Source organism: Rhodanobacter glycinis (assembly GCF_006438785.1).
In the GTDB taxonomy this organism is placed as follows: domain Bacteria; phylum Pseudomonadota; class Gammaproteobacteria; order Xanthomonadales; family Rhodanobacteraceae; genus Rhodanobacter; species Rhodanobacter glycinis_A.
This window is the reverse complement of sequence record NZ_RCZB01000005.1, coordinates 229,787-253,284: the sequence shown is the minus strand read 5'-3', so window position 1 is coordinate 253,284 and position 23,498 is coordinate 229,787. Positions and strand designations below refer to the sequence as shown.

The 23,498-nt window shown below is 64.7% G+C and carries 26 protein-coding genes; 11 read left to right on the top strand and 15 right to left on the bottom strand.

Features of this window, described 5'->3' with window-relative positions:
* Positions 1-63 precede the first annotated feature (63 nt).
* The 3 genes from EAH75_RS16875 to EAH75_RS16865 form a co-directional block, all read right to left on the bottom strand.
* Positions 64-831, bottom strand: a complete 768-nt coding sequence (locus EAH75_RS16875) for an abortive infection system antitoxin AbiGi family protein (protein ID WP_140806291.1) — start codon at positions 829-831, stop codon at positions 64-66.
* Positions 832-897: 66 nt separating this feature from the next.
* The gene (locus EAH75_RS16870) at positions 898-1,359 is read right to left on the bottom strand and encodes a TRADD-N-associated membrane domain-containing protein (protein ID WP_140806290.1); all 462 of its coding nucleotides are present in this window, start codon (positions 1,357-1,359) and stop codon (positions 898-900) included.
* A gap of 214 nt (positions 1,360-1,573) precedes the next feature.
* A complete protein-coding gene (locus EAH75_RS16865) occupies positions 1,574-2,359 on the bottom strand; it encodes an acyl-CoA thioesterase (protein ID WP_140806289.1) in 786 nt (261 codons plus the stop codon).
* Positions 2,360-2,461: 102 nt separating this feature from the next.
* Here EAH75_RS16865 and EAH75_RS16860 point away from each other — a divergent pair, with 102 nt between their 5' ends.
* Complete coding sequence (locus EAH75_RS16860; protein ID WP_140806288.1) at positions 2,462-4,102, top strand: acyl-CoA dehydrogenase family protein; 1,641 nt, start codon at positions 2,462-2,464, stop codon at positions 4,100-4,102.
* A gap of 152 nt (positions 4,103-4,254) precedes the next feature.
* The gene (locus EAH75_RS16855) at positions 4,255-4,746 is read left to right on the top strand and encodes an asparaginase domain-containing protein (protein WP_140653518.1); all 492 of its coding nucleotides are present in this window, start codon (positions 4,255-4,257) and stop codon (positions 4,744-4,746) included.
* A gap of 124 nt (positions 4,747-4,870) precedes the next feature.
* On the opposite strand, the gene EAH75_RS16850 is transcribed toward EAH75_RS16855, so the two are convergent.
* Both EAH75_RS16850 and sufT read right to left on the bottom strand, forming a co-directional pair.
* Positions 4,871-7,027, bottom strand: a complete 2,157-nt coding sequence (locus EAH75_RS16850; RefSeq protein WP_140806286.1) for a M4 family metallopeptidase — start codon at positions 7,025-7,027, stop codon at positions 4,871-4,873.
* Positions 7,028-7,551: 524 nt separating this feature from the next.
* Positions 7,552-8,109 carry a putative Fe-S cluster assembly protein SufT gene (gene sufT / locus EAH75_RS16845; protein WP_140653513.1) on the bottom strand — a complete coding sequence of 186 codons (558 nt, stop codon included), beginning with the start codon at positions 8,107-8,109 and terminating at the stop codon, positions 7,552-7,554.
* Positions 8,110-8,337: 228 nt separating this feature from the next.
* On the opposite strand from sufT, the gene EAH75_RS16840 reads away from it, so the two are divergent.
* Positions 8,338-8,766, top strand: a complete 429-nt coding sequence (locus EAH75_RS16840) for a hypothetical protein (RefSeq protein ID WP_140653511.1) — start codon at positions 8,338-8,340, stop codon at positions 8,764-8,766.
* A 24-nt stretch (positions 8,767-8,790) separates the two neighbouring features.
* On the opposite strand, the gene EAH75_RS16835 is transcribed toward EAH75_RS16840, so the two are convergent.
* Both EAH75_RS16835 and EAH75_RS16830 read right to left on the bottom strand, forming a co-directional pair.
* Positions 8,791-10,251: an NAD(P)(+) transhydrogenase (Re/Si-specific) subunit beta gene (locus tag EAH75_RS16835; protein WP_140653509.1), complete on the bottom strand. Its 1,461-nt coding sequence runs from the start codon at positions 10,249-10,251 to the stop codon at positions 8,791-8,793.
* On the bottom strand, positions 10,251-10,556 hold the full coding sequence (locus EAH75_RS16830) for an NAD(P) transhydrogenase subunit alpha (RefSeq protein ID WP_008435546.1): 306 nt from the start codon (positions 10,554-10,556) through the stop codon (positions 10,251-10,253). The genes EAH75_RS16835 and EAH75_RS16830 overlap by 1 nt, the downstream gene beginning before the upstream one ends.
* Before the next feature lie 294 nt (positions 10,557-10,850).
* Between EAH75_RS16830 and EAH75_RS16825 the strand changes: the two genes are divergently transcribed.
* From EAH75_RS16825 to EAH75_RS16815, 3 genes are read left to right on the top strand one after another with little or no spacing between them, the layout of a single operon-like run.
* Positions 10,851-11,435 (top strand): RNA polymerase sigma factor, encoded by a 585-nt coding sequence (locus EAH75_RS16825; protein ID WP_140653610.1) that lies wholly within the window; start codon positions 10,851-10,853, stop codon positions 11,433-11,435.
* A complete protein-coding gene (locus EAH75_RS16820; RefSeq protein ID WP_140806285.1) occupies positions 11,432-11,842 on the top strand; it encodes a hypothetical protein in 411 nt (136 codons plus the stop codon). Before EAH75_RS16825 ends, EAH75_RS16820 begins: the two co-directional genes overlap by 4 nt.
* Before the next feature lie 3 nt (positions 11,843-11,845).
* Positions 11,846-12,358, top strand: coding sequence for a DUF3106 domain-containing protein (locus tag EAH75_RS16815; protein ID WP_140653505.1), 513 nt, complete (start codon positions 11,846-11,848; stop codon positions 12,356-12,358).
* A gap of 57 nt (positions 12,359-12,415) precedes the next feature.
* On the opposite strand, the gene EAH75_RS16810 is transcribed toward EAH75_RS16815, so the two are convergent.
* The gene (locus tag EAH75_RS16810) at positions 12,416-13,516 is read right to left on the bottom strand and encodes an NAD(P) transhydrogenase subunit alpha (RefSeq protein ID WP_140653503.1); all 1,101 of its coding nucleotides are present in this window, start codon (positions 13,514-13,516) and stop codon (positions 12,416-12,418) included.
* A 131-nt stretch (positions 13,517-13,647) separates the two neighbouring features.
* Here EAH75_RS16810 and cdd point away from each other — a divergent pair, with 131 nt between their 5' ends.
* The 5 genes from cdd (at position 13,648) to EAH75_RS16785 (ending at position 16,795) form a co-directional block, all read left to right on the top strand.
* Positions 13,648-14,064, top strand: coding sequence for a cytidine deaminase (gene cdd, locus EAH75_RS16805; RefSeq protein ID WP_140653501.1), 417 nt, complete (start codon positions 13,648-13,650; stop codon positions 14,062-14,064).
* A 62-nt stretch (positions 14,065-14,126) separates the two neighbouring features.
* Entirely contained in the window at positions 14,127-14,696 is a 570-nt protein-coding gene (locus EAH75_RS16800; protein WP_140653499.1) for a nitroreductase family protein, read from the top strand.
* Entirely contained in the window at positions 14,684-15,598 is a 915-nt protein-coding gene (locus EAH75_RS16795) for a 5'-3' exonuclease (protein ID WP_140653497.1), read from the top strand. The genes EAH75_RS16800 and EAH75_RS16795 overlap by 13 nt, the downstream gene beginning before the upstream one ends.
* A 91-nt stretch (positions 15,599-15,689) precedes the next feature.
* Positions 15,690-16,256: an NUDIX hydrolase gene (locus EAH75_RS16790; RefSeq protein ID WP_140653495.1), complete on the top strand. Its 567-nt coding sequence runs from the start codon at positions 15,690-15,692 to the stop codon at positions 16,254-16,256.
* A 176-nt stretch (positions 16,257-16,432) separates the two neighbouring features.
* A complete protein-coding gene (locus tag EAH75_RS16785) occupies positions 16,433-16,795 on the top strand; it encodes a hypothetical protein (protein ID WP_140653493.1) in 363 nt (120 codons plus the stop codon).
* A 173-nt stretch (positions 16,796-16,968) separates the two neighbouring features.
* Here EAH75_RS16785 and EAH75_RS16780 read toward each other — a convergent pair whose 3' ends face one another.
* The 7 genes from EAH75_RS16780 to EAH75_RS16750 all read right to left on the bottom strand — a co-directional run bounded on the left by EAH75_RS16780 (position 16,969) and on the right by EAH75_RS16750 (position 23,450).
* Positions 16,969-17,268 carry an STAS domain-containing protein gene (locus tag EAH75_RS16780; RefSeq protein WP_140653491.1) on the bottom strand — a complete coding sequence of 100 codons (300 nt, stop codon included), beginning with the start codon at positions 17,266-17,268 and terminating at the stop codon, positions 16,969-16,971.
* A 10-nt stretch (positions 17,269-17,278) separates the two neighbouring features.
* Positions 17,279-18,466, bottom strand: a complete 1,188-nt coding sequence (locus tag EAH75_RS16775; protein ID WP_140653489.1) for a methyl-accepting chemotaxis protein — start codon at positions 18,464-18,466, stop codon at positions 17,279-17,281.
* Between the two features lie 16 nt (positions 18,467-18,482).
* Complete coding sequence (locus EAH75_RS16770; protein WP_140653608.1) at positions 18,483-19,574, bottom strand: protein-glutamate methylesterase/protein-glutamine glutaminase; 1,092 nt, start codon at positions 19,572-19,574, stop codon at positions 18,483-18,485.
* A gap of 83 nt (positions 19,575-19,657) precedes the next feature.
* Entirely contained in the window at positions 19,658-20,308 is a 651-nt protein-coding gene (cheD, locus tag EAH75_RS16765; RefSeq protein ID WP_140653487.1) for a chemoreceptor glutamine deamidase CheD, read from the bottom strand.
* A complete protein-coding gene (locus EAH75_RS16760; RefSeq protein ID WP_240046285.1) occupies positions 20,305-21,189 on the bottom strand; it encodes a CheR family methyltransferase in 885 nt (294 codons plus the stop codon). Before EAH75_RS16760 ends, cheD begins: the two co-directional genes overlap by 4 nt.
* A 1-nt stretch (position 21,190) precedes the next feature.
* Entirely contained in the window at positions 21,191-22,933 is a 1,743-nt protein-coding gene (locus EAH75_RS16755; RefSeq protein ID WP_140653485.1) for a methyl-accepting chemotaxis protein, read from the bottom strand.
* 13 nt (positions 22,934-22,946) lie between these two features.
* A complete protein-coding gene (locus tag EAH75_RS16750) occupies positions 22,947-23,450 on the bottom strand; it encodes a chemotaxis protein CheW (RefSeq protein WP_140653483.1) in 504 nt (167 codons plus the stop codon).
* Positions 23,451-23,498 lie beyond the last annotated feature (48 nt).

Here is a 23,498-nt window from a genome sequence, read left to right as displayed (position 1 = left end):
CTGACGCCAGAATTAAGCCACGCCGCGAAGCGGCGTCGCCTGGAATGAATTGTTAGCGTCCACCTAGATATCCTGCCGGATCTGCTCTGTGGTGAGAATTCGCGTTGTAAGGCGGTCAATGTCTCTCTCAGAGTACTTCTTTCGCTTTGCGTTCCTGAGATGATCAACAAACTCATGTATCTCTGAGTCGTCCTTGATGATCACGTAGCGAATATCGTTTGGCTCGAACTCCAGGCGAACACTGTCGGCTACCTCACTAGATCGGGCCTGCCCTGCATCAGAGGTGAAGTGCTCCTCTGACATGATCGGGGTGACGCCATTCTGACTCGGCAGCACATAGCGCCACTCGCGCTCATCCGAGAACCGGTAGTCATTAGTTGTCGTCCCGTCTCTCCGGACGAGTTGTCCTTGATAGTTCTTGGTGTAGGAGAGCATTTCGCCGAGCGCTATTACAGCCCGGAAATAATCGTCTGATTTTGCCACTACATCTTTCTCTTCCCTGGCCCTTGCCAGGAAGTAGTTGGCAGCTGCCCGATAGCTTTCCGATAGTAGGGAATTTGGCTCCAAGTAGAGGACGGGGTTGAGCTTGTTGCGAATTCCCCACTCGCGAGTTAGCCCGATGCCGTAGTCACCGTACTTGGAGATATGGTCTTTGATTTGGGATAGCGGAATGTCACAAAAACTTACCATTGGAACATAGCACTTAGTCCCGAACCCGCCAAGCGTTGGAGCTTCCTTGCAGTATCCGACACGGAAGTTCTCAAGGAAGATTGATTTCAATCTCTCCTTGTCATTTGTGAAGTGAATTAGTGTGTTTGAACTGACAGGCATGGATCTCTCTGTGGGCGCTAACGCTGGAGTTAAGCGGAGGCGCAGCCGTCCGCCTTGAACGAGTAGTTAGATCTTGCTCTCACGCTTTGCCTGCATTGCGTCTGTGATGACCTTCATCATCTCAGGAGACATGGGGGTTTTTGGCTCATTGCGTGTCAACAACATGGAGATAACGTTGTCGATTGCGTCTGCCTTTCGATCATCGGGGAGATGATGCGTGGCCAGCCCCATGGCATACAACGTGTCCTGATGCCTTATAAGCTTTTCGTAGAAGACATTGAGTTGCTTGAGATTTTTTGAATAGAGAAGAAAGAATCCAGCGCCAATAAACTGAGTTAGTACGCCGCCAATTGTCACCAATTGTCCGGTGAGCCCCGCCGACCCCAAGAAGATTAAGCGGACGCCGATAACCAAGATTACTAGGCCAGTAGCTAGAGCGGCCAAGCTTGACCAGAAGGCAAATTGCAAGTGAAGTCTGTTGAGCTTGTAGTAGGCATTGAGCTTTTCTTCTTGATCCTTCTGATCCACGAAAATGTCTCCTGCAAGGTCTAACGCTATGTAGATTTCAAAATGAAGTGTATCCCTGCAGCCTATCCCGTGCTCGCCACCGTACACGACAGGGCTCAGGCATACACAGACCAACAAGTTGCTGCGCTTGGTGCAGCCTAATCCCGCCATTCAATCCCGCTGTGTTTCCACGCACACGATCACGGCACGAACGCCGTACGCGAAACACTCCGCCTCACCCAAACACAACCATACTCTGCCGGCTCAACGCCACCGGCTCCCCACCCGGCCCCCACAGCATCACGCTCTGGTTGGTGTAGCCGTCGCGGGCGGCGATCAGTTCCGCATCGACGCGCCAGTCGTCCAGGCCGAGGTCGTCGTAGCGATCGCGCAGCAGTTCGAGCATCCAGGTGAGCGAGCTGCCGGGGATGGGCGTGGCGAACATCGACAGGGCGATCGGCGGGATGAAGTCGGCGAAGGCGGGTACGTAGGTTTCGTCGACGGGGCCTTCGTCACGCAATGAAAGCTGCAGCACGTTGTCGCGCTGGCGGCCGCCGCTGAACGGCAGGTCGCCGCGCAGCCAGCTGGCGCGGAAGTGCTGGGTGAAGGCGGGCATGCGGCCTTCGACGTAACGCAGTTCCTGCGGCGTCACCGCCACGACGGGAGCTTGTTCGGGCTGGAAGTCCAGCGCCGAGGGGCGCGCACTGCCGAATACACCGAGCAGCCGGCATAGCGTCTGCTCGCCGTCGCACAGGCTGGCCTCGACCTGGATGACGCTACGCCCTGCGCGCAGGCATTGCGCGCGGATGGCCACGTTGCCGGCCGGCACCGGCGCGATGAAAGTCACCTGCAGGCTGCGTAGCGGCATGTCCGCCGGTACCAGCTCGCGCATCGCACGCAGGGCGAGTGCCGCCTGCAGTCCACCGAAGGCGCTGCGTCCCTGCAGCCAGTCCTCGCTGACCGTGGCCTGCCAGTGCTCGCCGTGGCGCGTCACGCTTCGCATCGCTTCGGAAAAGTGCATGGGTGGCGCCTGCGCCGGGGAATGGCTTTCGATGATGCCAGCGCAACGCGCCGAATGCCCGCATGCCTATACTCGACACCTCGACTCTGGGTGGAGCGCGCCATGGCCTTCCTGCAGGATTCACCGCAACTGTCGCACCCGTATCGCAGCGACCGTTTGCTGCTGGCCTTGCTCGATCGTGCGCTGCCGGCCGAGCGCCGCGCCGCGCTGGATGCCGACCTCGACGCGCTCGGCGACTACGCGCAGATGGCGTGGCAGCGCGCATGCACCACGACGCGGCGCAAGCCGGTGCTGACCCAGTGGGATGCGTGGGGGCAGCGCGTCGACCGGATCGAGCTGACACCGGCGTGGACGGAAGGCGCGGCGATCACCACGCGGCATGCGGTGCTGGCCGCCGGCCACATGGACAGCGAGCATGCGCGGCTGGAGGAGTTCGCCCGCGTCTACCTGTATCACCTGGCCAGCGAGTTCTATACCTGCCCGCTGGCGATGACCGACGGCGCCGCCACGGCGATCAAGGCGTCCGGCAATCGAGAGCTGACCGAGCGCGCGCTGTCGCATTTTCTCAGCCGCGATGCTTCGAACTTCTGGCTCAGCGGCCAGTGGATGACCGAGAACACCGGCGGCTCCGACGTGGGAAACACCGAGACCGTCGCGCGGCAAGATACGGGCGGCCAGTGGCGCTTGCATGGCCGCAAATGGTTCAGCTCGGCGGTGGTCGGCGAGGCCGCGCTGGCGCTGGCGCGTCCGCAAGGTGCACCGGCTGGCGCCGCGGCACTGGCACTGTTCTACGTCGAGACGATGGACGGCGCACGGCGCAAACCCGAGCTGATCATCGACCGGTTGAAGGACAAGCTCGGCACGCAGGAACTGCCCACCGCGGAGATCCATCTGGACGGCCTGCCTGCGTGGCCGCTGGGCGAGCTCGCCCACGGCGTGCGCCAGGTGGCGCCGATGCTCAACGTCACGCGCACCTGGAACGCGATCTGCGCCATTGCCAGCATGGCGCGCGCGATCAGCCTCGCGCGCGACTTCGCCATACGCCGGCAGGCATTTGGACGTCCGTTGATCGAGCATCCTCTGCACGCGCAGACGCTGGCCGACATGCAGGCCGAGTTCGAGGGTGCCTTCGCGCTGGCCTTCGAGCTCGCGCAATTGCTTGGTCGGGTTGAGCACGGCGTCGCCGCTCCGCACGAGGCCGCGCTGCTGCGCCTGCTCACGCCGCTGGCCAAGCTGTGGACCGGCAAGCTGGCGGTGACGATCTGCTCCGAGGCACTGGAGTGTTTCGGCGGCGCCGGCTACATCGAGGACACCGGCCTGCCGCAGTTGCTGCGCGACGCGCAGGTCTATGCGATCTGGGAAGGCACCACCAACGTGCTGTCGCTGGACAGCCTGCGCGCGCTGGCCGGCGACAGCTTTGCCGCATTGCGTATCGCGACGCAATCATGGCTCGACGGCAACGACGACATGCATGCAGCCAGCGCGATCCGACAAACGCTGGACGCTGCTGCGCGCTGGCTTGATCAGCACGCGACCACGCGCGAGATGCTGGAAGCCGGCGCACGCGGCCTTGCTTTCACGCTGGCGCGTTGCGCAGCGGCGGCATTGCTGGCGCGGCAGGCCAGCTGGTCGAACCGGCAAGCTGATCCACGCCCGTCTGCGGCGCTGCACCGCTTCGTCGGCCACGGCCTCGATCGACTGGTGTCGCCGGATGCTGCCAACACTGCGCTGCTGCTGGGCTAGCAACTTCCCGGTGGGAGCGGCTTCAGCCGCGATGCTCTTTGGGCAATTGGAAAAGCATCGCGGCTGAAGCCGCTCCCACAAACAAAAACCGCAGCGACCCGCTCTCTCCCGGCACGGGCTAAAATGCCCCGTCCCCCTCTTCGGCCAACCGCATGCAGCACCTGACCATCGTCACCACCGGCGGTACCATCGACAAGATCTATTTCGACGACAAGTCGGACTACAAGATCGGCGCGCCGCAGATCGGCGAGATCCTGGGCCAGCTCGGTGTGGCGTTCCAGTTCGACGTGATCCCGATCCTGCGCAAGGACAGCCTGCACATGGGCGCCGAGGATCGCACGCTGGTGCGTTCGACGATCGAGGCGCAGCCGCATCGCCATGTACTGGTCACCCACGGCACCGACACCATGGTGGAAACGGCGAAAGAACTGGCGACCATCAAGGGCAAGGTGATCGTGCTGACTGGCGCACTGAACCCTGCGCGCTTCCAGGGCTCCGATGCGGTGTTCAACATCGGCTGCGCGGTGGCTGCGGTGCAGACGCTGCCGGATGGGGTCTATATCACCATGAATGGACGCGTTTGGGATCCGGCCAAGGTGCGCAAGAACCGCGACGCAAACCGCTTCGAGGAAGTTGCCGGCTAGGCACGCATCGGCATTGCACGCTGCATGAGTTCTGAAAAAAGAAGGCCCGGTCATCTCGACCGGGCCTTCTGCATTGCAGTTGCGGTGTATGACACAACGGGTCATCCCTGACCCGTTGTGGGGCTTACCAGGTTGCCTTCAGCGACACGCCGGAGAACGCCGTGTAACCGCGCAGCTTGATGTAGTACGTGGCGGCTGCAGGCGAGTTGAACGTGCAGGTTTCCGTGTTGCCACTCACGTACGGACGGCAGTCGTAGCTGCTGGTGGTCGGTGCCGAACCCTTCTTGACGTACAGGTCCGCGTCACCGGTGCCACCCGAACTGGCGATGGTCAGCTTGGTGCTGCCGGCCGGGAGGACCACGGTGTAGCTCAGCTCCTGGCCCACGGCACCGGCCTGGCCGGTCACCGGCACGCCATTCTGCAGGCCGCCACCGCCACCACCGCCACCGACGGTATAGGAAGCCTTGACCGTGACACCGGAGTACGCCGCATAGGCATGCGCCTTGACGTAGTACTTGCCGGCGCTCGGCGCTGCCACGGTGCAGCTCTCGGCGTTGCCGCTCTTGTACGGGCGGCAATCGTAGACACTGGTGGTCGGCGCGGAGCCGAACTTGGTGTACAGGTCGGCATCGCCGGTGCCACCGGAGATCGACATCACCAGGTTGGTGGCGCCGGTCGGGACGGTGATGAAGTAGTCGTTGTCGGCACCCGTGGCTGCTGCCACACCCGTGACGCCCACGTTGTTCTGCAGCTCGGTGGTGGTGCCACCGCCGCCACCGCCGCCTGCACAGCTCACGCCCACGGCGCTGAATGCTGCGGTGACATCGGCCTTGGTGTAACCCAGATCGGTCGCTGCCGATTCCACGCCGCAGGCGCCGGAGTTGAACGTCGAGGTCGCCGTCCAGTACGACTTGTTCGCCAGTGCGTATACCTGGAACGCCTTCTTGGCATCCCAGCCGCTGGTCTTGGCCAGCAGGCAGAACGACTTGTTGTAGACGCCGCTGGAGTAATGCACGTCGAGACTGGAGTTGTAGTTGGCCGCGTTGTCGATCGAGCCGCCATCCTGCGGCGGGTTGCACATGTAGCGCAATGCGTCGCCGATACCCGCGCTGGTCTTGACGATGTCGCGACCGACCAGGAAGTCGGCAGCGCCACGGTCATAGAACTCGGCCGCTTCGCCGGCGATGTCCGAGTAGGCCTCGTTCATGCCGCCGGACTGACCGCTGTACTCCAGGCCCGAGTTCTGCTCGGTGTAGCCGTGGCTGATCTCGTGGCTGGTCACGTCCAGCGACACCAGCGGATAGAACGTGCTGGCGCCGTCACCGAAGTTCATCGCGGTGCCGTCCCAGAACGCGTTCTCGTAGTTGCTCTTGTAATGCACGTTCATGCGCAGCTGCATGTTCAGTGGAGCCGCGCCGGTGTACGCGGTGTACATGTCGTGCACGACGCCACCGAAATGGTGCGCATCATTGACCGGCGAATAGGCGCCGTTGATCGCATCCGTGTCGCTGTTCGGGCAGGTGAAGCTGACCACCGAGCCGCCGCTGGTGCCGTGGTTGAGGTTGTAGGTCTTGACGTTGGTGTTGACCAGCGTGCAGGTGCTGCCGGACTGGGTCACGTCGAGCGCGGCGTAGTCGGTGCCGTAAATGTATTTGCCGGTCTTGGTGTTGCCGCCGGGGCCAGTCGCCGATGCGTCGGTCAGGCCATCCCAGCTCTTGATCACGGCGCCGGTATTGGCATCGATGATCGCGGTCGGGCGAGTCGGGTTCGCACTGTTGACGAAATAGGAAGTGCGATAGACCAGACGTGCCGGACCATTGTCCTGCGGATACACGAACAGATCGGCCTGCTGATTGTTCATCGTCGAACCGGCGACGAGCAAGGTATGCGCGTGACCCTTGAGTGCGGCAATGGCAGCAGTCGGGGTCAGCTTCGGGGTGACCGAAGCCAGGTCCAGCTGCACGTTCTGCAGCAGCTCACCGGTGGCGCGCAGCGCATTGCCCTGCGCATCTTGCACCACTGCAATGCTGCGGCCGTATACCGGCACGCCGCGGAACATCTGTTGCTGACGCACGACATGGTGGCCGCCGGCGATGGCCACCGAACTGCGTGCAGCCAGCGTCATGTCCTGACCCAGGTTCAAGTGGGCAGCCAGCGAACTGGCGGGTACCGCACCGAGATTCTGTGCGCGCAGGGTCTGCGTAGTCGCGGCGGTAGCCACCGAGGCGGTAGCCATGCCGATCGCGGCAACCAGCAGTTTGAGACGGAAATGGTTGGGCATTCAAAACTCCTAGACAAGATTTTGGGAACAAACGGGCCCGATGCGGCCACGTAGACCCCATGCAAGAATTGCCGTGCAGGACACGGCCTCTGTGTGGTTTGCTGTCTAGCGATCCCAAAATACGTCCAGATTCGGCTGCCTTCCCCCTGGCATTCCCTGCATGGGCAGCGCGTGGACGCGTAACTGCAAAACGGCGATCACGCCGCTAAAGGATCATCCGTCAACCTCCCCGATGACGGATTCGGATACGTTATTCCTTGCGGCACACCGTAACCATCTGATTTTTTCCTACGCCGAGTGATGGCAGTCACAGCGCAGGAGGTCCACGCAATCACAAACGTGAAATTGCTGGCGAACCTGAAGAAGGTATTGCGCAATGACGGCACGGCAGTCGTTCGCGTCATGCAGGCGGATGACAACTGCACAGCTACGAAGTCGTAGCGCCACCGCGGACTGCACGCAGAAGGTTGCGGAAAGCGGAAGATTGCGAAAATCGACGTTGCCGTCGCAACCGCGCAGCGGACTCAGAGCATGCCGGTTTCGAGCTTGGCGGCATCGGACATCATCGAGTGGCTCCACGGCGGATCGAACACCAGATCCACGTCCGCTTCGGCCACCGTGGGAATCATCTCCAACTTGGTCCGCGCATCATCGACCAGGATGTCGCCCATGCCGCAACCGGGTGCGGTCAGGGTAAGTTTTACGTAGACCTTGCGCTGGCCCGATTCGGTCTGTTCCAGACTGAGGTCGTAGACCAGTCCCAACTCGACCACATTGACCGGAATTTCGGGATCGAACACGGTGCGCAGCTGATCCCACGCCAGCTTTTCCACATCCGCGTTGGTGGCATCGTCAGGCACCTCGATCGGTGTCGGCTGCGGCTTGCCAAGGGCGTCGGCGTCGTTGCCGGCAATGCGGAACAGATTGCCCTCGACATAGACGGTGAAGCTGCCACCAAGCGCCTGGGTGATGTAACCGATCTGGCCGGCAGGCAGACTCACCACGTCGCCTTGCGGCACCATGACGGCGCTGCAATCACGCGACAGGGTGAAGGGTTCGCTGCTCAGACTGAAACCACTCATGCCACTCGCCAATCCCGTATCTGCAAGGCACGACGATGCGTCGAACCCAGGTTGTCTATTATGCCGCCCGCGGAGCGGAATCGCTTGTCCCAGATCAGGGCGGAGTCACCGAACTCAAGCAGACAGCGCCGATATGCCGCTGCCGTCGGCCGCCGGCGTCACGTTATGATGGCCGCTTTGCCTGATGGATGAGCACATGTCTCCAGCTGTCCTGTCGTGCCGCCGACGATGAGCGCACGCGCCATTTTGCTGTTTGCATTCGCCCTGTTCAGTGCCGCGATGCTGGGGCTTGCCGCCGGCGCCGTATGGATGGTGGTGACGCTGTACCTGCGTCATCCGCTGCCGTGGCTGGCATTGCCCATGGGTGCGCTGCTGGCCTGGACCATCCGCAGCTTCGTGCGCCCTGCCGGGATCGGCGCAGCTGTACTGGCCGCGTGCGCCACGGCGCTGGCGGCAATCTACGTCAACATGCTGATTGCCGGCGTGCTGATTGCGGGCAACATGGGCATGGGCCTGATCGATGCGCTGCGCACCGCCGGTGCCGGCATGTTGTGGCAACTGGCCCGCATGGCGCTGTCGCCTGCCGACATGGGTTGGACCGTGCTGGCGATGTTGCTGGCGGCGTGGCTGGCCTGGCGCGCACCACGCAAGCGTTGATGCGCCCTCGAAGCTCGGTCCGGATCAGGCGTCGATCGCCTTCAATTCCGTGACCAGTTCACCCACGGCGGCCTGGCCGTCGCCGTACAGCATGCGCGTGTTGTCGGCATAGAACAGCGCGTTCTCGATGCCGGCGAAACCGGTGCCCTTGCCGCGCTTGATCACGATCACGTGTTTGGCGTTGCTCACGTCAAGGATCGGCATGCCGTAGATCGGCGAGGCCGGATCGGTCTTGGCCAGTGGATTGACCACATCATTCGCGCCGATCACCAGCGCCACGTCGGTGGCCGGAAATTCCGGGTTGATGTCGTCCATGTCGGCGATCAGGTCGTATGGCACGCCGGCCTCGGCCAGCAGCACGTTCATGTGACCGGGCATGCGACCGGCCACCGGGTGGATCGCGAACTTCACCTTCACGCCGCGCTTGATCAGGAGTTGCGCGAACTCCCACACCTTGTGCTGCGCCTGCGCCACCGCCAGGCCGTAGCCGGGCACGATCACCACGCGCTCGGCGTACGCCATCATCACGGCCGCGTCGGCGGCGTCGATCGGTTTCTGCGCCCCCTCGATCGACTGCGCCTCGCTGCCGGCAGCCGCACCGAAGCTGCCGAACAGCACGTTGCCGATCGAGCGATTCATCGCCTTGGCCATCAACTGGGTCAGCAGCGTGCCGGCCGCGCCGACCACCATGCCGGCGATGATCATCGCCTCGTTGCCCAGCACGAAACCCTCGAACGCCACGGCCAGTCCGGTGAACGCGTTGTACAGCGAGATCACCACCGGCATGTCGGCGCCGCCGATCGGCAACGTCATCATCAGCCCGAACAGCAACGCCAGCGCAAAGAACACCAGGATCAGCGGCAGGCTGGCATGACCCGTCGCCAGCAGGATTCCGACCACTACCGCCGCGGCCAGCAGCAGCAGGTTGACCGCGCGCTGACCGGCAAACACGAAGCGCTTGTCGAGCCAACCCTGCAGCTTGGCAAACGCGATCAGCGAACCGGAAAAACTCACCGCGCCGATCAGCGCACCGAGCACTCCAAGCGCCAGCTCGGTCGGCGACAGCGTGGGCGGCAAGCCGTTCACCGCCCAGCTCTCCGGCCGCAGCGGGGAGGTATCGGGCACCGCGTGCAGCAGCCCCAACCCGCGTGCGTAGCCGATCAACTCAACCGCGCCAATCGCCGCCGCCGCACCACCGCCCATGCCGTTGTACAAGGCCACCATCTGCGGCATCGCGGTCATCGCCACGCGCTTGCCGCTCCACCACGCGGCGCTGACGCCGATCAACACCGCGGCAATGATCAGGCCGCGGTTGTGCATGTCCGGCAGGAAGAACGTGGCCAACACCGCCAGCAACATGCCGTAGCCGGCCCACACGATGCCGCCGCGCGCGGTGCGCGGCGAGCTCATGCGTTTCAGGCCCAGGATGAACAGCAGCGCGGCAAGGAAATAACAGGCTTTGATCAAGGTGGGGAGCCAGCTCATCACTTCGCTCCCTTGCCGGCATCCGGCTTGCTGGACTTGAACATCTCCAGCATCCGCTCGGTCACCACGTAGCCGCCGGCGGCGTTGCCGGCGCCGAGCAGCACGCCGATGAAGCCGATCGCGATCTCGAACGGCGTCTGCGCGTGGCCTAGCGCAATCATCGCGCCAACCAGCACAATGCCGTGCACGAAGTTGGAGCCGGACATCAGCGGCGTGTGCAGGATCACCGGCACCCGCGCGATGATTTCATAGCCGGTAAACGCGGCCAGCATGAAAATGTACAGCGCCAGGAAACCGTCGATCATGACCCCACCCCGCCAGGACTCAGTTGTGCCTGCATCATACGGGAACCTCGAAGAACTTCGAGGTTCCCGTGCGCGCCGCGAGAACCCCTGCGCGACAAGCACCCATGCGCCTGATCAGCGCAGGCGCATCCGCGTGCGTACCGGCTGGGTCGACTCGGAAGACCGCCAGCGCGGCGGCTTCTGCAGGTTCGGATGCCTGTGCACGTCAACCCGTGCGAGCCTGCCGCGTTGAATACCGGAATCGAACCGCTGGAGCCCGACGATGCGCCACCCGACGATGCGGACGAGGCAGCCATGAACAGCGTAGCCGGGACGCTCGGCACGGATCTGTTCGGCGACGCCCGCGAAACGCCCGCCACGCTGGATGCATTCCTGGCGCAGGTCGAGCGGCGCGCGTTCCGCATGGCCGAATTGCAGCTGCGCCAGCGCGAGGACGCGATGGACGCCGTGCAGGACGCCATGCTGCGACTGGTCAAGCACTATCGCGACAAGCCCGCCGCGGAATGGTCGCCGCTGTTCTGGGGCATCCTGCGCCGGCGCGTGGTCGATCTGCAGCGTCGCCGCAAGGTACGCTCGATCGTGGTGGGATGGCTCGGTGGTGGCCGCGATGACGATGGCGACGAGTTACCCGCATGGGAGCCCGCCGACCACGGCCCAGGTCCGCTTGACCGGCTGCACGACATGCAGTCGTACGCGGACATGGTCACGGCGGTCAGACAGCTGCCGCCTCGCCAGCGCGAGGCGTTCATGCTGCGCATGCTGGAGGGACTGGATGTGGCGGAAACCGCGCGCGCGATGGGCTGCTCCGAAGGCAGCGTGAAAACCCATCTGTCACGCGCCATGCATCACCTGCGCGATCAACTGGAGGACTGGCGATGAAGTCGTCTGACAATCGGCCCGACAAACCTGTCGAACAGCGCGCTCGCGAGCAGCGCGTCCGTGAGCTCTGGCACGAGGCTGCCCAGCGCATCGACCCGGCCACCGTCGAGCGGCTGCGCGCGGCCCGCCGGCGGGCACTGCGTTCGGCGCAGACGCCCACGCATCGCACCGCTCGCTGGTTGATCCCGGCCGGCGCCTTCGCCGTCATCGCGCTGGCCGCGATAATGGTGTGGCAGCCGCCACGTCAGGCAGCAACGTCGATGCAGACCGCCAGTCCGACCGATCCAGTTGCGGAGCTGGACAACGAGTTGCCGCCGGACGCCGACAAGACTGATCCGAACCTCTACCAGAATCTCGACTTCTACGGCTGGCTGGCTGCCAACAACAGCCATTCGGCAACCCGCTGAGCCATGACCCGAATCCTCCGTCCGATCCTGCCCCTGCTGCTGGCCGCCCTGCTCGGCAGCATCGCCGTCACGCCGCTGCATGCACAGGCCGCCTCGCCGCACCCGTGGAGCAGTCTCGATCCGGCCCAGCGCGAAGTGCTGGCGCCGTTGCAGCAGAAGTGGAACAGCATGTCGCCACGCAAGCAGACGCGCATGCTGAAGCGAGCCGAGCGCTGGGTCACGCTGCCGCCGCAAAAGCGCGAGGAAGTTCGCCAGCACATTGCCCGCTGGCAGCTGATGACGCCGGGTGAGCGTCGGCAAGCGCGCGAAAACATGCGCAAGTTTCAGCAACTGCCGCCGCAGCAACGCGAACAGCTGCACAACACCTTCGAACGCTTCCAGCAGTTGCCGCCGGCACAGCGCGAAAAGCTCATACGCGAATGGCACGCGCTGCCTCCTGCACAACGCCTGCATTGGGACGAGCGACACGGCCACGATCGTCCACCGCCACCACCCGGCAGCCAGAACCACCGATGACATGCAACCGCCCCGCCTCGCGCGGGGCGGTTCGCCTTCAGACCGACATGCGGCTGCTCACGCCGTGAACCGGTTTTCGCCAGCGTGGCTCAGGCAGCTTTTGGCTACCAGGTCGTCGTTGAAGTCCGGTTGCAGCACGCCATCGTGAACCAGCAGCTCGATGAAATTGCAGACATTGCGTGCGTACATTTCCGACGCATGCAGCGGTGCACCGGCCGGCAGATTCAGCGGCCCCAGGATCACCACGCCGCCGTGCTCGACCCGTTCACCCGGCTTCGTCAGCTCGCAGTTGCCGCCACTCTCGGCGGCCAGGTCGACGATCAGCGCGCCCGGCTTCATGCCCTCGACCATCGCCGCCGTGAGGATCTTCGGCGCCGGCCGGCCCGGCACCGCGGCGGTGGTGACGATCACGTCGATCGACTTGAGATGTTCGCCCAGCGCCTGCTGCTGTGCAGCGCGTTCTTCTGCCGACAGCTCCCGCGCATAACCGCCGCTGCCGGCCGCACTGACGCCCAGCTCAAGAAACTTGGCCCCCAGCGACTCGACCTGCTCGCGCGTTTCCGGGCGCACGTCGTAGCCTTCGATCTGCGCGCCGAGCCGGCGCGCGGTGGCGATCGCCTGCAGGCCGGCCACGCCGGCGCCGATCACCAGCACCTTCGACGGCCGGATCGTGCCAGCGGCGGTGGTCAGCATGGGAAAGAATTTCGGCGATGCCTCGGCCGCGATCAGCATGGCGCGATAACCGGCCACCGCCGCCTGTGAACTGAGTACATCCATCGCCTGCGCCCGCGTGGTGCGCGGCAGCAGCTCCAGCGAGAACGCGGTCAACTTGTGCGCGGTCAGCGCAGCTACCCGGTCGGCGGCCCCGTAGGGGCGCAACTGGCCAACCACCACCGTGCCTTCGCGCAACCCGGCGAACACCGCGTCATCCGGCGGCAACACGCAGGCCAGCAGATCGGCCTGCGCCAGCACGGCGGCGGCATCGGCAAACTCGGCCTCGGCATAACTGCTGTCGGGAAAGCCGGCGGCACGGCCGGCGTCGTGTTCCAGCAACACGCGGAGGCCCTTGCCGCGCAGCTTCTTCGCCATCTCGGGCGTGATCGCCACACGCCGCTCCCCGGCAGCGGTCTCACGCAAAGCGGCTACGGTGATCGGCATGGTGCAATCCCCTTGAATGGTCTGGCCATCTTAGCGGACTCGCGGCTTTTGATCCGCGCCGGCCCAAACGGGTAAGCTGGCCCGCCGGCACACGCGGATCGCGTCATCCGGGGTCATCGCTGGAGATCCCGATGCCTGCATTACCCAACGCTTTTGACGATCTGCTGGCCTTCGCGCGGAGCGCGCGCGAGAAAGCCTATGCGCCATATTCAAATTTCCAGGTCGGCGCCGCACTGCTGACCCGCGACGGCCGCCGCTTCAGCGGCTGCAACGTGGAGAACGCCTCCTACGGCCTGTGCAACTGCGCCGAACGCACCGCGCTGTTCAGTGCGATTGCCGCGGGTTGCCAGCCCGGCGACTTCACGGCCCTGGCGGTGATCGCCGACACACCCGACCCGGTCAGCCCTTGCGGCGCATGCCGTCAGGTGATGTCCGAGCTGTGCGACGACGCCATGCCGGTGCTATTGGCCAATCTGGGTGGCAACACGCAGCAAACCACCGTGGCCGCGCTGCTGCCGGGCTCGTTCAAGCTGCCGCTGTCGGCGTGACGGTGCGCGCACCGTCGACCCGCCAGTTAGCATGGGCATCTGCGCACCGGAAGAGTTGATCCATGTTCACTGCCCTGTCCCTGCTCCAGCAACGCCATTCCGTCCCCTCGCGCCAGCTCGGTGAGCCGGCACCGGATGAGGCGACGTTGCAGGCGTTGCTGGAAGCGGCGATCCGCGTGCCCGACCACGGCAAGCTGGTGCCATTCCGGCTGGTCCGCCTGCAGGGCGAGGCGAAGCTGCATTTCGGCGAGCAGCTGGCCAGCATCGCAATCCGCAACCATCCCGACATGTCCGACGCGAAGCTCGAAAAGGATCGCCTTCGCTATACCTTCGCGCCGCTGGTGGTGGTGGTCGTCGCCTGCCTGCATGCCGACAGCAAGGTGCCGGAGATCGAGCAGAAGCTGTGCGCCGGCAACGTGGCCTACAACATCCTGCTCGGTGCGTACGCGCTGGGCTACGGTGCGCAATGGCTGACTGGCTGGGCCGCCTACGACCGCGAGGTGGCGGGCATCCTTGGCCTGGCGGAGCACGAACACGTCGTCGGTTTCGTGCACCTGGGCACGCCGCAGATCGAGGTGCCCGATCGCGACCGCCCGGCACTGGCCGACCTGCTCAGCACATGGACACCGTGAACGCGCCAGCGAACGGCATTCCAGCCGTCCATCTGGTGGACGGCAGCCTGTATGTATTCCGCGCCTGGCATTCGATGCCGGACGAGTTCTTCGACGCAGACGGCCATTCGATCAATGCCGTGCATGGCTACACCCGCTTCCTGTGCGAACTGCTGGAGCGCGCGCAGCCCGAGCACATCGCGGTGGCGTTCGACGCCTCGCTGACCAGTTCGTTCCGCAACGCGATCTACCCGGCGTACAAGGCCAACCGCGAGCTGCCGCCACCGGATCTGGAACGCCAGTTCGTGCAGTGCCGCGCGATCACCGAGGCGCTCGGCATCCACCTGATGATCGACCACAGCTTCGAGGCCGACGACCTGATCGGCAGCACCGTGTGGAACCTGCGCGCGCATGGCTGGCGCAGCGTGATCGTCTCCGCCGACAAGGATTTCGGCCAGCTGCTTGGCGAACACGACGAGCAGTGGGACTACGCCCGCGGCCTGCGCTGGGGCCCGGCCGGCGTGCATGAAAAGCTCGGCGTGCATCCGCACCAGGTGGCCGACTATCTCGCGCTGTGCGGCGACGCGGTGGACAACATCCCCGGCGTGCCCGGTATCGGCGCGAAAACCGCCGCCGCCCTGCTCACACATTTCGGCAGCCTCGATACCCTGCTCGAGCGCATCGACGAAGTCGCGTTCCTGCGCCTGCGCGGCGCGGCGGCGTGTGCCGCGAAGCTGCGCGAGCATGCGGAACAGGCGCGACTGTACCGCCGGCTCACCCGCATCGCGCTGGATGCCCCTGGCGCCAGCACCATCGAGGTTTTGCTGCGCGGCCACCAGCAGCCCGCTCAGCTCGATGATCTGTGCGAACAGTTGCGCTTCGGTGCATTCACCCGCAGCCGGTTGCGCGCGTTGCTGCGCTGAGCTTCGTCCGTCAAATCATTCCACCCACCGGTTGTCGCTGTCGGCTGGACAGTCCAACATGTCTGCTGGTTTTCCTGGCACGCGACCATCGATGAACGACTCCGCCAACCGCATCCCCGCCGACGCCAGCGCGCCGGTGGAAACCCTGTACGAAGGCCGCTGGCTGAGCCTGCGCAAGCGCGGCCGCTGGGAGTACGCCGAACGCAACAACCCCGGCGGCGCGGTGATCATCCTGGCGGTGACGCCGGACGACAACGTGGTGTTCGTCGAGCAGTACCGCGTGTCGATCCTGCAGAACACCATCGAGATGCCGGCCGGCCTGGTCGGTGATGAGGTCGATCAGGCCGACGAAAGCGCCCTGCTCGCCGCCCAGCGCGAGCTGGAAGAAGAAACCGGTTACCGCTGCCAGCGGGTGGAATTCGTCCACCGCGGCCCGTCGTCGTCCGGCATGAGTACCGAGATGATCACCTTCGTGCGGGCGTGGGAGCTGACCAAGGTCGGCCCCGGTGGCGGCGACGAAACCGAGAATATCGTGGTGCACGAAGTACCACGCCGCGAAGCCGGCGCCTGGCTGTTCGCCCGCGCCGCCGAGGGCTACTCGATCGATCCCAAGCTGTTCGCCGGGCTGTGGTTCATCGAGCACACCAGCCTGCCCTAGGCCCCCGGGACGGCCTCGGCCAACTCCGATCGCGTTGCCCGGATCGCCGCGGGCGCATTCATCTCCACGAACAGCCTAAAGGTTTCAGCGTTCCGGCCGATTTCCTGGGTGTCGGCCGGTGCTGTCCCACCGACCTGTTTCCCCTCCGGCTTCCCCGTATTGATGGATTCGTGCCCATGAAAACCACATTTCTTCTCGCCTCGTTGCTGCTTCTTCCGGTCGCCGCTCACGCCGCATGCGCGCCCACCGATTTCGTCATCAAGGACTTCAAGACTTCCATCAGTGGCGCGGGCGGAGGCGCACGCCTCATGCTCGCCGGGGAACTGGTCAACAATTGCACTGACTCATCGGCTGCGCAGATCCGGATCGACGCGAAGGATGGCGAAGGTAAAGTGATCCAGAGCAAGGACGGCTGGCCAGCCGGCACCGCCAACATCGCCCCCGGCGCCACGGCCAAGTTCGACCTGGGAAGACGGTTCCGCTATCAGTCCGACATGGCGACCTACACCGTCAGCGTGATCGCCGTACGCGCCTGGTAAATTTGCTGGAACGCGCAAGACGACAGGCCCCGCAAGGGGCCTTTCTGCTGCCTGCATGTCTCGGTGGCTATCGCGTCTGTACAGCAGCCGCCAGACAGGCACGCGTCGAATGCATCGCACGGATATGCCTGAATACTGGCGCGACCGCTTCGCGCTGGCCGGATGACAGGCTCTCAGTGCAGCACAAACAACTTGTCGAAGCCGGCCACACGCAGGGTGCTGCGCAATTCGGTGCCGGCATTGACGATACGGATCTCGGAGCGGTCGGCGCCGGCATGTTCGCGCAGCAGCAGCAACATGCCCAGCGCCGAGCTGTCCATGCTGGTTACTTCGCCCAGGTCGATGACGTAGCTGCGCGCGGCACTGCCGGTGCCGAGGCAGGCTTCGTGAAAATCGCGATGGATGCTGAAATCGAAACGCTCGCCCAGTTGCAGGGTCAGGCAATCGTGTTCGCTGTCGTGGTGGACGATCATGCTGTACTCCTCAAAACAATTCGATCTCGCCGGCATCCATGGAACTCTGCAAGGCCGGGCCACGGGAGCGCAGGCGCGCCTTCTCTCGCTGAATGGCCAGCCGGCTGCGCACCCGTTGCGCATGTTCGGCAAGGTTGTCGGCGTCGACCGGCGCGCAAGCCAGTTCCTCGATGTCGCGGGTGCATTCGCCGACCACTTCCTGCAACTCGACCAGCCGGGTGCGCGTCTGCCGCAGCAGCTGGCTGAGGATGTCCTCGAACTGCAGGGATCTGATCGTGGTGGATACGTCGCTGCCGAGGCCACGATTGATCTCGACCACCTGGTCGGCGACCGCGCTGGTGCGTGCGTCGCTCTCGGTGACGTGCGCCATCATTGCGTCGATGCCGCCCTTGGCCGACAGCGCCACGTTCAGATCCTGCGAGGCCATCGTGCCGACCAGCCCGCGCAGCTGTTCCATCGCGGTGCGGGCGCGCTCGACGTGACTGCCGATCTGCTCGTTGAACTGGTTGGAATTGCTGGCCAAATTACGGATCTCGCCGGCGACCACGGCAAAGCCGCGGCCGGACTCGCCCGCGCGCGCCGCCTCGATCGCGGCGTTGAGTGCCAGCAGGTTGGTTTCCTCGGCGATCGTGTTGACGTTCTTCAGCAGGCCGAAGACGGCGTCCATCTCCTTCGCCATGCCGTCGATGCGATAGACGATGCGCAGGCTCTCGCGCGACATCTGCACGATCATGCCGACGAAGTGCTGCAGCAGGTCGCCGGTGCGGGCCGCGAAATCCTGTACCGAGACACCACCGTTCTGTGCATCGATGATCTGCTTCAGCAGCGACTGCTGCAGCCCGGTCTTGTGCGACAGGCCATCGAAACCGCCACCCAGCTCGGACACTGCATCGCGCAGCAGGTCGAGTCCCTGATGCAATTCGCGGGTGGCGTGGCCGAGTTCGTCGACCAGCGCACCACGCACGTCCTCCAGCGCCTCGCGCACAGGTGTGCTGTTGCCGTTCACCGCTACCGGCGCCACCATCGGCGGCCGACGCCGGCTCTCGACGATCCATACCGCGGTGAGTACGACGATCAGCAGCGGCGCCAGCCATGTCGGGTGCCACAGCAGCGCCAACAGCAGCGCGAGCGTGCTGGCGATCCAGCCGTAGAGCGGGCGGTCAGCGAAGATCCGGGCAATGTGAGATAGGACAGCCATGAGCCGATATCCGAGGTCAGGTGCGTGAAGCACCGTCGTGGGGTTGGCGCGCCAGTGCGAGCAGGCGCGCAGCAATGTGATCAAGCGGCAGCATCTCTGCAGCCGCACCGAGTTTCCAGGCAGCACCGGGCATGCCCCATACCACCGAGCTGGCCTCGTCCTGCACCAGCGTCGCGGCGCCGGCCTGCTTCAGTTCGAGCAGGCCGCGCGCACCGTCGTCGCCCATGCCGGTCAGCAGCACGGCGATCGTGCCCACGCCGGCGCTGGCCGCCATCGAGCGGAACAGCACGTCCACGCTGGGCTTGTGCCGGTTGACCGGCGGGCCATCGTGCAGCCGGCAGACATACTTGGCGCCATCCCACATCACCAGCAAATGGTGGCTGCCCGGAGCGATGTAGGCATGGCCGGTCTGGATCGGTTGGCCGTCCTGCGCCTCGCACACGCGCATCGCCGAGCATCGGTCCATGCGTGCGGCAAACGGTCCGCTGAAGGCCTCAGGTATATGCTGGGTCACCAGGATCGGCGGCGCATCCGGCGGCATCGATTCCAGCACCACGCGCACCGCTTCGGTACCGCCGGTCGAGGCGCCGATCACGATGATCGGGCTGCCGCCGCGGGTGCCCGACGTCTGCACGCGCGGCAACACCGCATCGGCGGACAGGCGCGGCGGCACCTCCAGCTTGCGCACCGCGGTGCGTGCGCGCGGCCTGGCCGTGGCGGCCTGCTTCACCTTGGCGCAGATCTCCTGCGCACTCTGGCCAAAGCTGTTGGCCAGATCGCTGCTTGGCTTGGCCAGAAAATCCACCGCGCCGAGCTCCAGCGCGCGCAAGGTCACTTCGGCGCCCTGCACCGTCAGCGACGACACCATCACCACCGGCATCGGCCGCAGCCGCATCAGGTTTTCCAGAAACGTCAGGCCGTCCATGTGCGGCATCTCGACGTCCAGCGTCAACACGTCCGGATTGAGCAGCTTGATCTTTTCGCGGGCAATCAGCGGATCGGCCGCGGTGCCGACCACCTCGATCGCCGGATCGCAGGCAAGCATCGTCGTCATCAGCTTGCGAACCAACGCCGAATCGTCGACCACCAGAACACGCACTCTTTCCATTGCCATCCAATCTCGTTGCCATGAAGCTCGAGCCGCGTCGCAATCGACAGCGGCCTTGCCGGTTTTCCGCGATGAAGCCGCTGCTAGAAAAGCTCGACCTCACCCTTTATCGGGTCATTTGCCAAACGCTTGAGGTAGCCGGGCTCATCGGCCACCAGCTGCGCGTCGTCGTGGCGACGCAGCAGCCGCACGCGTGCACGGCCGGTGCTGGGAAAGAACTGCACCTGTCGCGGATACACGTCGCCGAGATCCGACGCACACAGGTTCAGTCTTTCGGTGGAGATGTAGTGCTGCACGAAATCGATATTGCGCTGGCCGATATCGGTCAGCTGCGCCAGCACCCGGCCACCGCCGAATATCTTGACCTGCAGGTCGGCGCGCTGGCCGCCGGCAACGAGGATCGCGTTGATCAGCTGCTCCATCGCGTCGCTACCGTAGCGGGCCGCGCGGCCCACGGTGGCGGTCCAGCTGTCGCGCTCGCCGCGCGGCTCCGGCAGCATGAAATGATTCATGCCGCCGATGCCGCGGCGCGCATCGTGGATGCACGCCGATACGCACGATCCGAGCACGGTAGTGACCAGCTCATTCTGCGTGCTGACGTAGAACTCGCCAGGCAGCACTTTCACCGTCATGCATGACTGCGCCGGATCCCAGTACCGCCGCAAGTGCTCGAAACCCGGCAGCACCGAAGCCTGGCTTGCCGCACTGGTGCGGCGATCGGCGAGCAAGGTCATCCGCCGATCTTCCGGTGGACCGTGCGGCCGATGAGCTCGAACTCGTCATTGACGCCGTGCAGTGATTCGGAGTGACCGAGAAACAGATAGCCACCTGTCGGCAGCAATTCGGCGTAGCGGCGAAACAGCCGCTGCTTGGTCGGCTGGTCGAAATAGATCACCACGTTGCGGCAGAAGATCGCGTCGAACGGACCGCGCATCGGCCACGGATGCAGCAGGTTCAGCGGCTCGATGGTGACCAGCTCGCGCAGGCGCGGGTGCACACAGGCCAGCCCGTCGTACTCGCCCTCGCCGCGCAGCATCCAGCGCCGGCAGCGCTCGGCGCTGATGCCGGCGAGGCGCTCCAGCGGGTACACGCCTTTGCGCGCGGTTTCCAGCGCCTGCGGTGACAGGTCGGTGGCCAGGATTTTCGCATCCAGCTTGCTGCCGCTCTGCTCGATCGCCTCGGCCAGCACCATCGCCAGCGCGTAGGGTTCTTCGCCGGTTGAGCAACCCGCCGACCATATCCGCAAGCGATCGCCTTCGCGTCGCTTCTCGTGCAGCCAGCGCGGCAGCAGCTCGTCGACCAGCAGGTCGTAATGGTGCACTTCGCGGAAGAACGCCGTTACGTTGGTGCTGATGGCGCTGGCCAGCTCGCCAAGTTCGCTGTACGGATCGCGCCGCAGCAACTCGCAATAACTGGTGAAGTTCGACAGGCCCAGTGCGCGCAGCCGGCGGAGCAAACGCCCCTGCACCAGCTGATGCTTGTGCTCGCCCAGCGCGATACCGCAATGCTCCAGCACGAAATTCCGCAGGTACTGGAAGTCGGCATCCCCCAGCAACGGGCCAACGTGGCCCGTCGTGGTGGTGCTGTCTTCAATCGCGCCGGACGCCGCATTCACTTCAGAATTCCTTCCACACGCCGGCTGCGCTGGCGGGTTCAACCGGCGCGCGCGTCGGGCGGACGGCCATTGGCGCGGTGTTGCGCACGGCGGCGAATACCGCCTCGGCTTCCGCCGCCACGGTCTGCGCCCGCGTCGGCGCCGCTGGCGCAACGGATGTCGCACCGTCGTCGCTCAACTGGAAGAAGCCGACCTGGCGGGTCAGTTCACCGGCTTGCTCATGCATGGCGCGGGCAGCCGCCGCAGCCTCCTCGACCAGCGCGGCATTCTGCTGGGTCATCTCGTCCATCTGCATCACGGCGTTGTTGACCTGGTCGATGCCCGCGGATTGTTCCTGGCTGGCCGCGGCGATCTCGGCCACGATGTCGGTGACCTTCTTCACGCTCTCGACGATTTCGGCCAGCGCCTTGCCCGACTGGTTCACCAGCTCCGAACCGCTGCGCACCTTTTCCGCGCTGTCGTTGATGAGTCCCTTGATCTCCTTCGCTGCACCGGCGCTGCGCTGCGCCAGGCTGCGCACCTCGGTGGCCACCACGGCGAAGCCGCGGCCCTGCTCGCCGGCACGGGCCGCCTCGACGGCCGCGTTCAGCGCCAGCAGGTTGGTCTGGAAGGCGATCTCCTGGATCAGCCCCACGATGTCGGCGATCTTGCCGCTGGAGGCGTTGATCTCGCTCATCGCGAGGATCGCCCGGCCGGCCACTTCGCCACCGCGCTCAGCCTGTTCGCGGGCACCGCGGGCAAGCTGGTTGGCGTGGCTGGCGTTCTCGGCATTCTGCTTGACGGTGGAAGTCATCTGCTCCATCGACGAGGCGGTTTCTTCCAGGCTGGAGGCCTGCTCCTGCGTGCGCTGGCTGAGGTCGTCGTTGCCGTGCGCAATCTGCTGCGCCGCCGTGCTGACCGCATCCGAGCCGCGACGCACTTCGCCGACGGTGAGGGTGAGCCGGTCATCCATCATGCGGAACGCTTCCAGCAGGCGTCCCAGTTCGTCCTTGCGATGGGTGACGATGTGGTGGCCCAGCTGGCCCTGCGAGATGGCGTTGGCCACACGCACGGCACGGTTGAGCGTGCCCACGATGGAGCGGATCAGGAAGAACGCCATCAGCACCGCCAGCAACATGCCGGCGCCTAGTGCGGCAAACGTCATCAGGCGGATGCGCTCATAGCTGGCCAGCGCGGATTCGTAATGCTGGCGGCTTTCGTCGACCTGCATCGCGATCAGCTTGTTCATTTCCGAACCCATGATCGACACGTTGGGCAACACGTCGGAATACAGCAGCGCGTTCGTGCCGTCGTCGGCCTGGTTCAGCGCATCGGTGATCTCGCTCATCGACGAGGCGACGTCGCCTCGCGCGCTCTCGAACGCGGTCCACTGCTTCTTGACCGCCGGCGTCATGGCAGTCGCACCCAGTTTCTTCAGCAGCACCGCATCGGTGACCTGGGTCTTGGCGACCTCATCGAGCTTCTGCTTGACGATCGCCTTGTCGTCCTTGTGGAAAGCCGCCTCGCTCAGCGAAATGAAGCTGTTCAGCGAGCCGCGCGCCACTTCGTTGATGCTGGTCAGCGGTATCAGTTCTTCCTGGTAGATCTGGCGCGCGCTCTCGTTCGCCCGGGCCATGCCGCCCAGCCCGATCCAGGCGCCCACCAGCAACATGGTGCACAACAGGCCAAGCACGCCGATGAGACGGGCCTTGACGGTCAATGTGGTCAGGCGGGACAGGCGCGCCATCAGATTCTTCATCTTCATCTCGATTCCCGGGTCAGGCCGCAACTTCAACTTCCTGGATGGCCGGCAGCGCGGCATCCAGCGTTTCCACGTCCTCCGGACGCATCAACTTTTCCACATCAAGCAGCATCACCATGCGTTCTGCATACGTCGCGAGCCCTTTCAGGTAACGCGTATCGACCACCGCGCCCATATCCGGCACCGGCTTGATCGCCGCCGGGTCGATATCGACCACGTCGGAAACCGCGTCCACCACGATGCCGAACAGGCGCTCGCCAATGGCCACGATGATCACCACGGTGTCGTCGCCATAGCTTTCGCGCTGCAGGCCGAAGCGCAGGCGCAGATCCATGATCGGCACGATCGCACCGCGCAGGTTCAGCACGCCCAGCACGTAATCCGGCGTCTGCGGAATACGGGTGACGCGCGTCCAGCTGCGGATCTCGCGTACGGCCAGGATGTCCACGCCATACTCTTCGTCGGCCAGGCTGAAAGTGAGCTGCTGCGACGGTGCCGCGGCCTGTTTGTCTTCGTACATGGGGCGGTAACCTCGTAACGGACGTCTGCGAGCGTCCTTCTGCCTTGA

Bases quoted from the DNA above. Each gene is read 5' to 3' on its own strand.
- EAH75_RS16875 (WP_140806291.1), bottom strand. From the start codon at position 831: ATGCCTGTCAGTTCAAACACACTAATTCACTTCACAAATGACAAGGAG.
- EAH75_RS16865 (WP_140806289.1), bottom strand. From the start codon at position 2,359: ATGCACTTTTCCGAAGCGATGCGAAGCGTGACGCGCCACGGCGAGCAC.
- EAH75_RS16860 (WP_140806288.1), top strand. From the start codon at position 2,462: ATGGCCTTCCTGCAGGATTCACCGCAACTGTCGCACCCGTATCGCAGC.
- EAH75_RS16855 (WP_140653518.1), top strand. From the start codon at position 4,255: ATGCAGCACCTGACCATCGTCACCACCGGCGGTACCATCGACAAGATC.
- EAH75_RS16850 (WP_140806286.1), bottom strand. From the start codon at position 7,027: ATGCCCAACCATTTCCGTCTCAAACTGCTGGTTGCCGCGATCGGCATG.
- sufT (WP_140653513.1), bottom strand. From the start codon at position 8,109: ATGAGTGGTTTCAGTCTGAGCAGCGAACCCTTCACCCTGTCGCGTGAT.
- EAH75_RS16840 (WP_140653511.1), top strand. From the start codon at position 8,338: ATGAGCGCACGCGCCATTTTGCTGTTTGCATTCGCCCTGTTCAGTGCC.
- EAH75_RS16835 (WP_140653509.1), bottom strand. From the start codon at position 10,251: ATGAGCTGGCTCCCCACCTTGATCAAAGCCTGTTATTTCCTTGCCGCG.
- EAH75_RS16830 (WP_008435546.1), bottom strand. From the start codon at position 10,556: ATGATCGACGGTTTCCTGGCGCTGTACATTTTCATGCTGGCCGCGTTT.
- EAH75_RS16825 (WP_140653610.1), top strand. From the start codon at position 10,851: ATGAACAGCGTAGCCGGGACGCTCGGCACGGATCTGTTCGGCGACGCC.
- EAH75_RS16820 (WP_140806285.1), top strand. From the start codon at position 11,432: ATGAAGTCGTCTGACAATCGGCCCGACAAACCTGTCGAACAGCGCGCT.
- EAH75_RS16815 (WP_140653505.1), top strand. From the start codon at position 11,846: ATGACCCGAATCCTCCGTCCGATCCTGCCCCTGCTGCTGGCCGCCCTG.
- EAH75_RS16810 (WP_140653503.1), bottom strand. From the start codon at position 13,516: ATGCCGATCACCGTAGCCGCTTTGCGTGAGACCGCTGCCGGGGAGCGG.
- cdd (WP_140653501.1), top strand. From the start codon at position 13,648: ATGCCTGCATTACCCAACGCTTTTGACGATCTGCTGGCCTTCGCGCGG.
- EAH75_RS16800 (WP_140653499.1), top strand. From the start codon at position 14,127: ATGTTCACTGCCCTGTCCCTGCTCCAGCAACGCCATTCCGTCCCCTCG.
- EAH75_RS16795 (WP_140653497.1), top strand. From the start codon at position 14,684: ATGGACACCGTGAACGCGCCAGCGAACGGCATTCCAGCCGTCCATCTG.
- EAH75_RS16790 (WP_140653495.1), top strand. From the start codon at position 15,690: ATGAACGACTCCGCCAACCGCATCCCCGCCGACGCCAGCGCGCCGGTG.
- EAH75_RS16785 (WP_140653493.1), top strand. From the start codon at position 16,433: ATGAAAACCACATTTCTTCTCGCCTCGTTGCTGCTTCTTCCGGTCGCC.
- EAH75_RS16780 (WP_140653491.1), bottom strand. From the start codon at position 17,268: ATGATCGTCCACCACGACAGCGAACACGATTGCCTGACCCTGCAACTG.
- EAH75_RS16775 (WP_140653489.1), bottom strand. From the start codon at position 18,466: ATGGCTGTCCTATCTCACATTGCCCGGATCTTCGCTGACCGCCCGCTC.
- EAH75_RS16770 (WP_140653608.1), bottom strand. From the start codon at position 19,574: ATGGAAAGAGTGCGTGTTCTGGTGGTCGACGATTCGGCGTTGGTTCGC.
- cheD (WP_140653487.1), bottom strand. From the start codon at position 20,308: ATGACCTTGCTCGCCGATCGCCGCACCAGTGCGGCAAGCCAGGCTTCG.
- EAH75_RS16755 (WP_140653485.1), bottom strand. From the start codon at position 22,933: ATGAAGATGAAGAATCTGATGGCGCGCCTGTCCCGCCTGACCACATTG.
- EAH75_RS16750 (WP_140653483.1), bottom strand. From the start codon at position 23,450: ATGTACGAAGACAAACAGGCCGCGGCACCGTCGCAGCAGCTCACTTTC.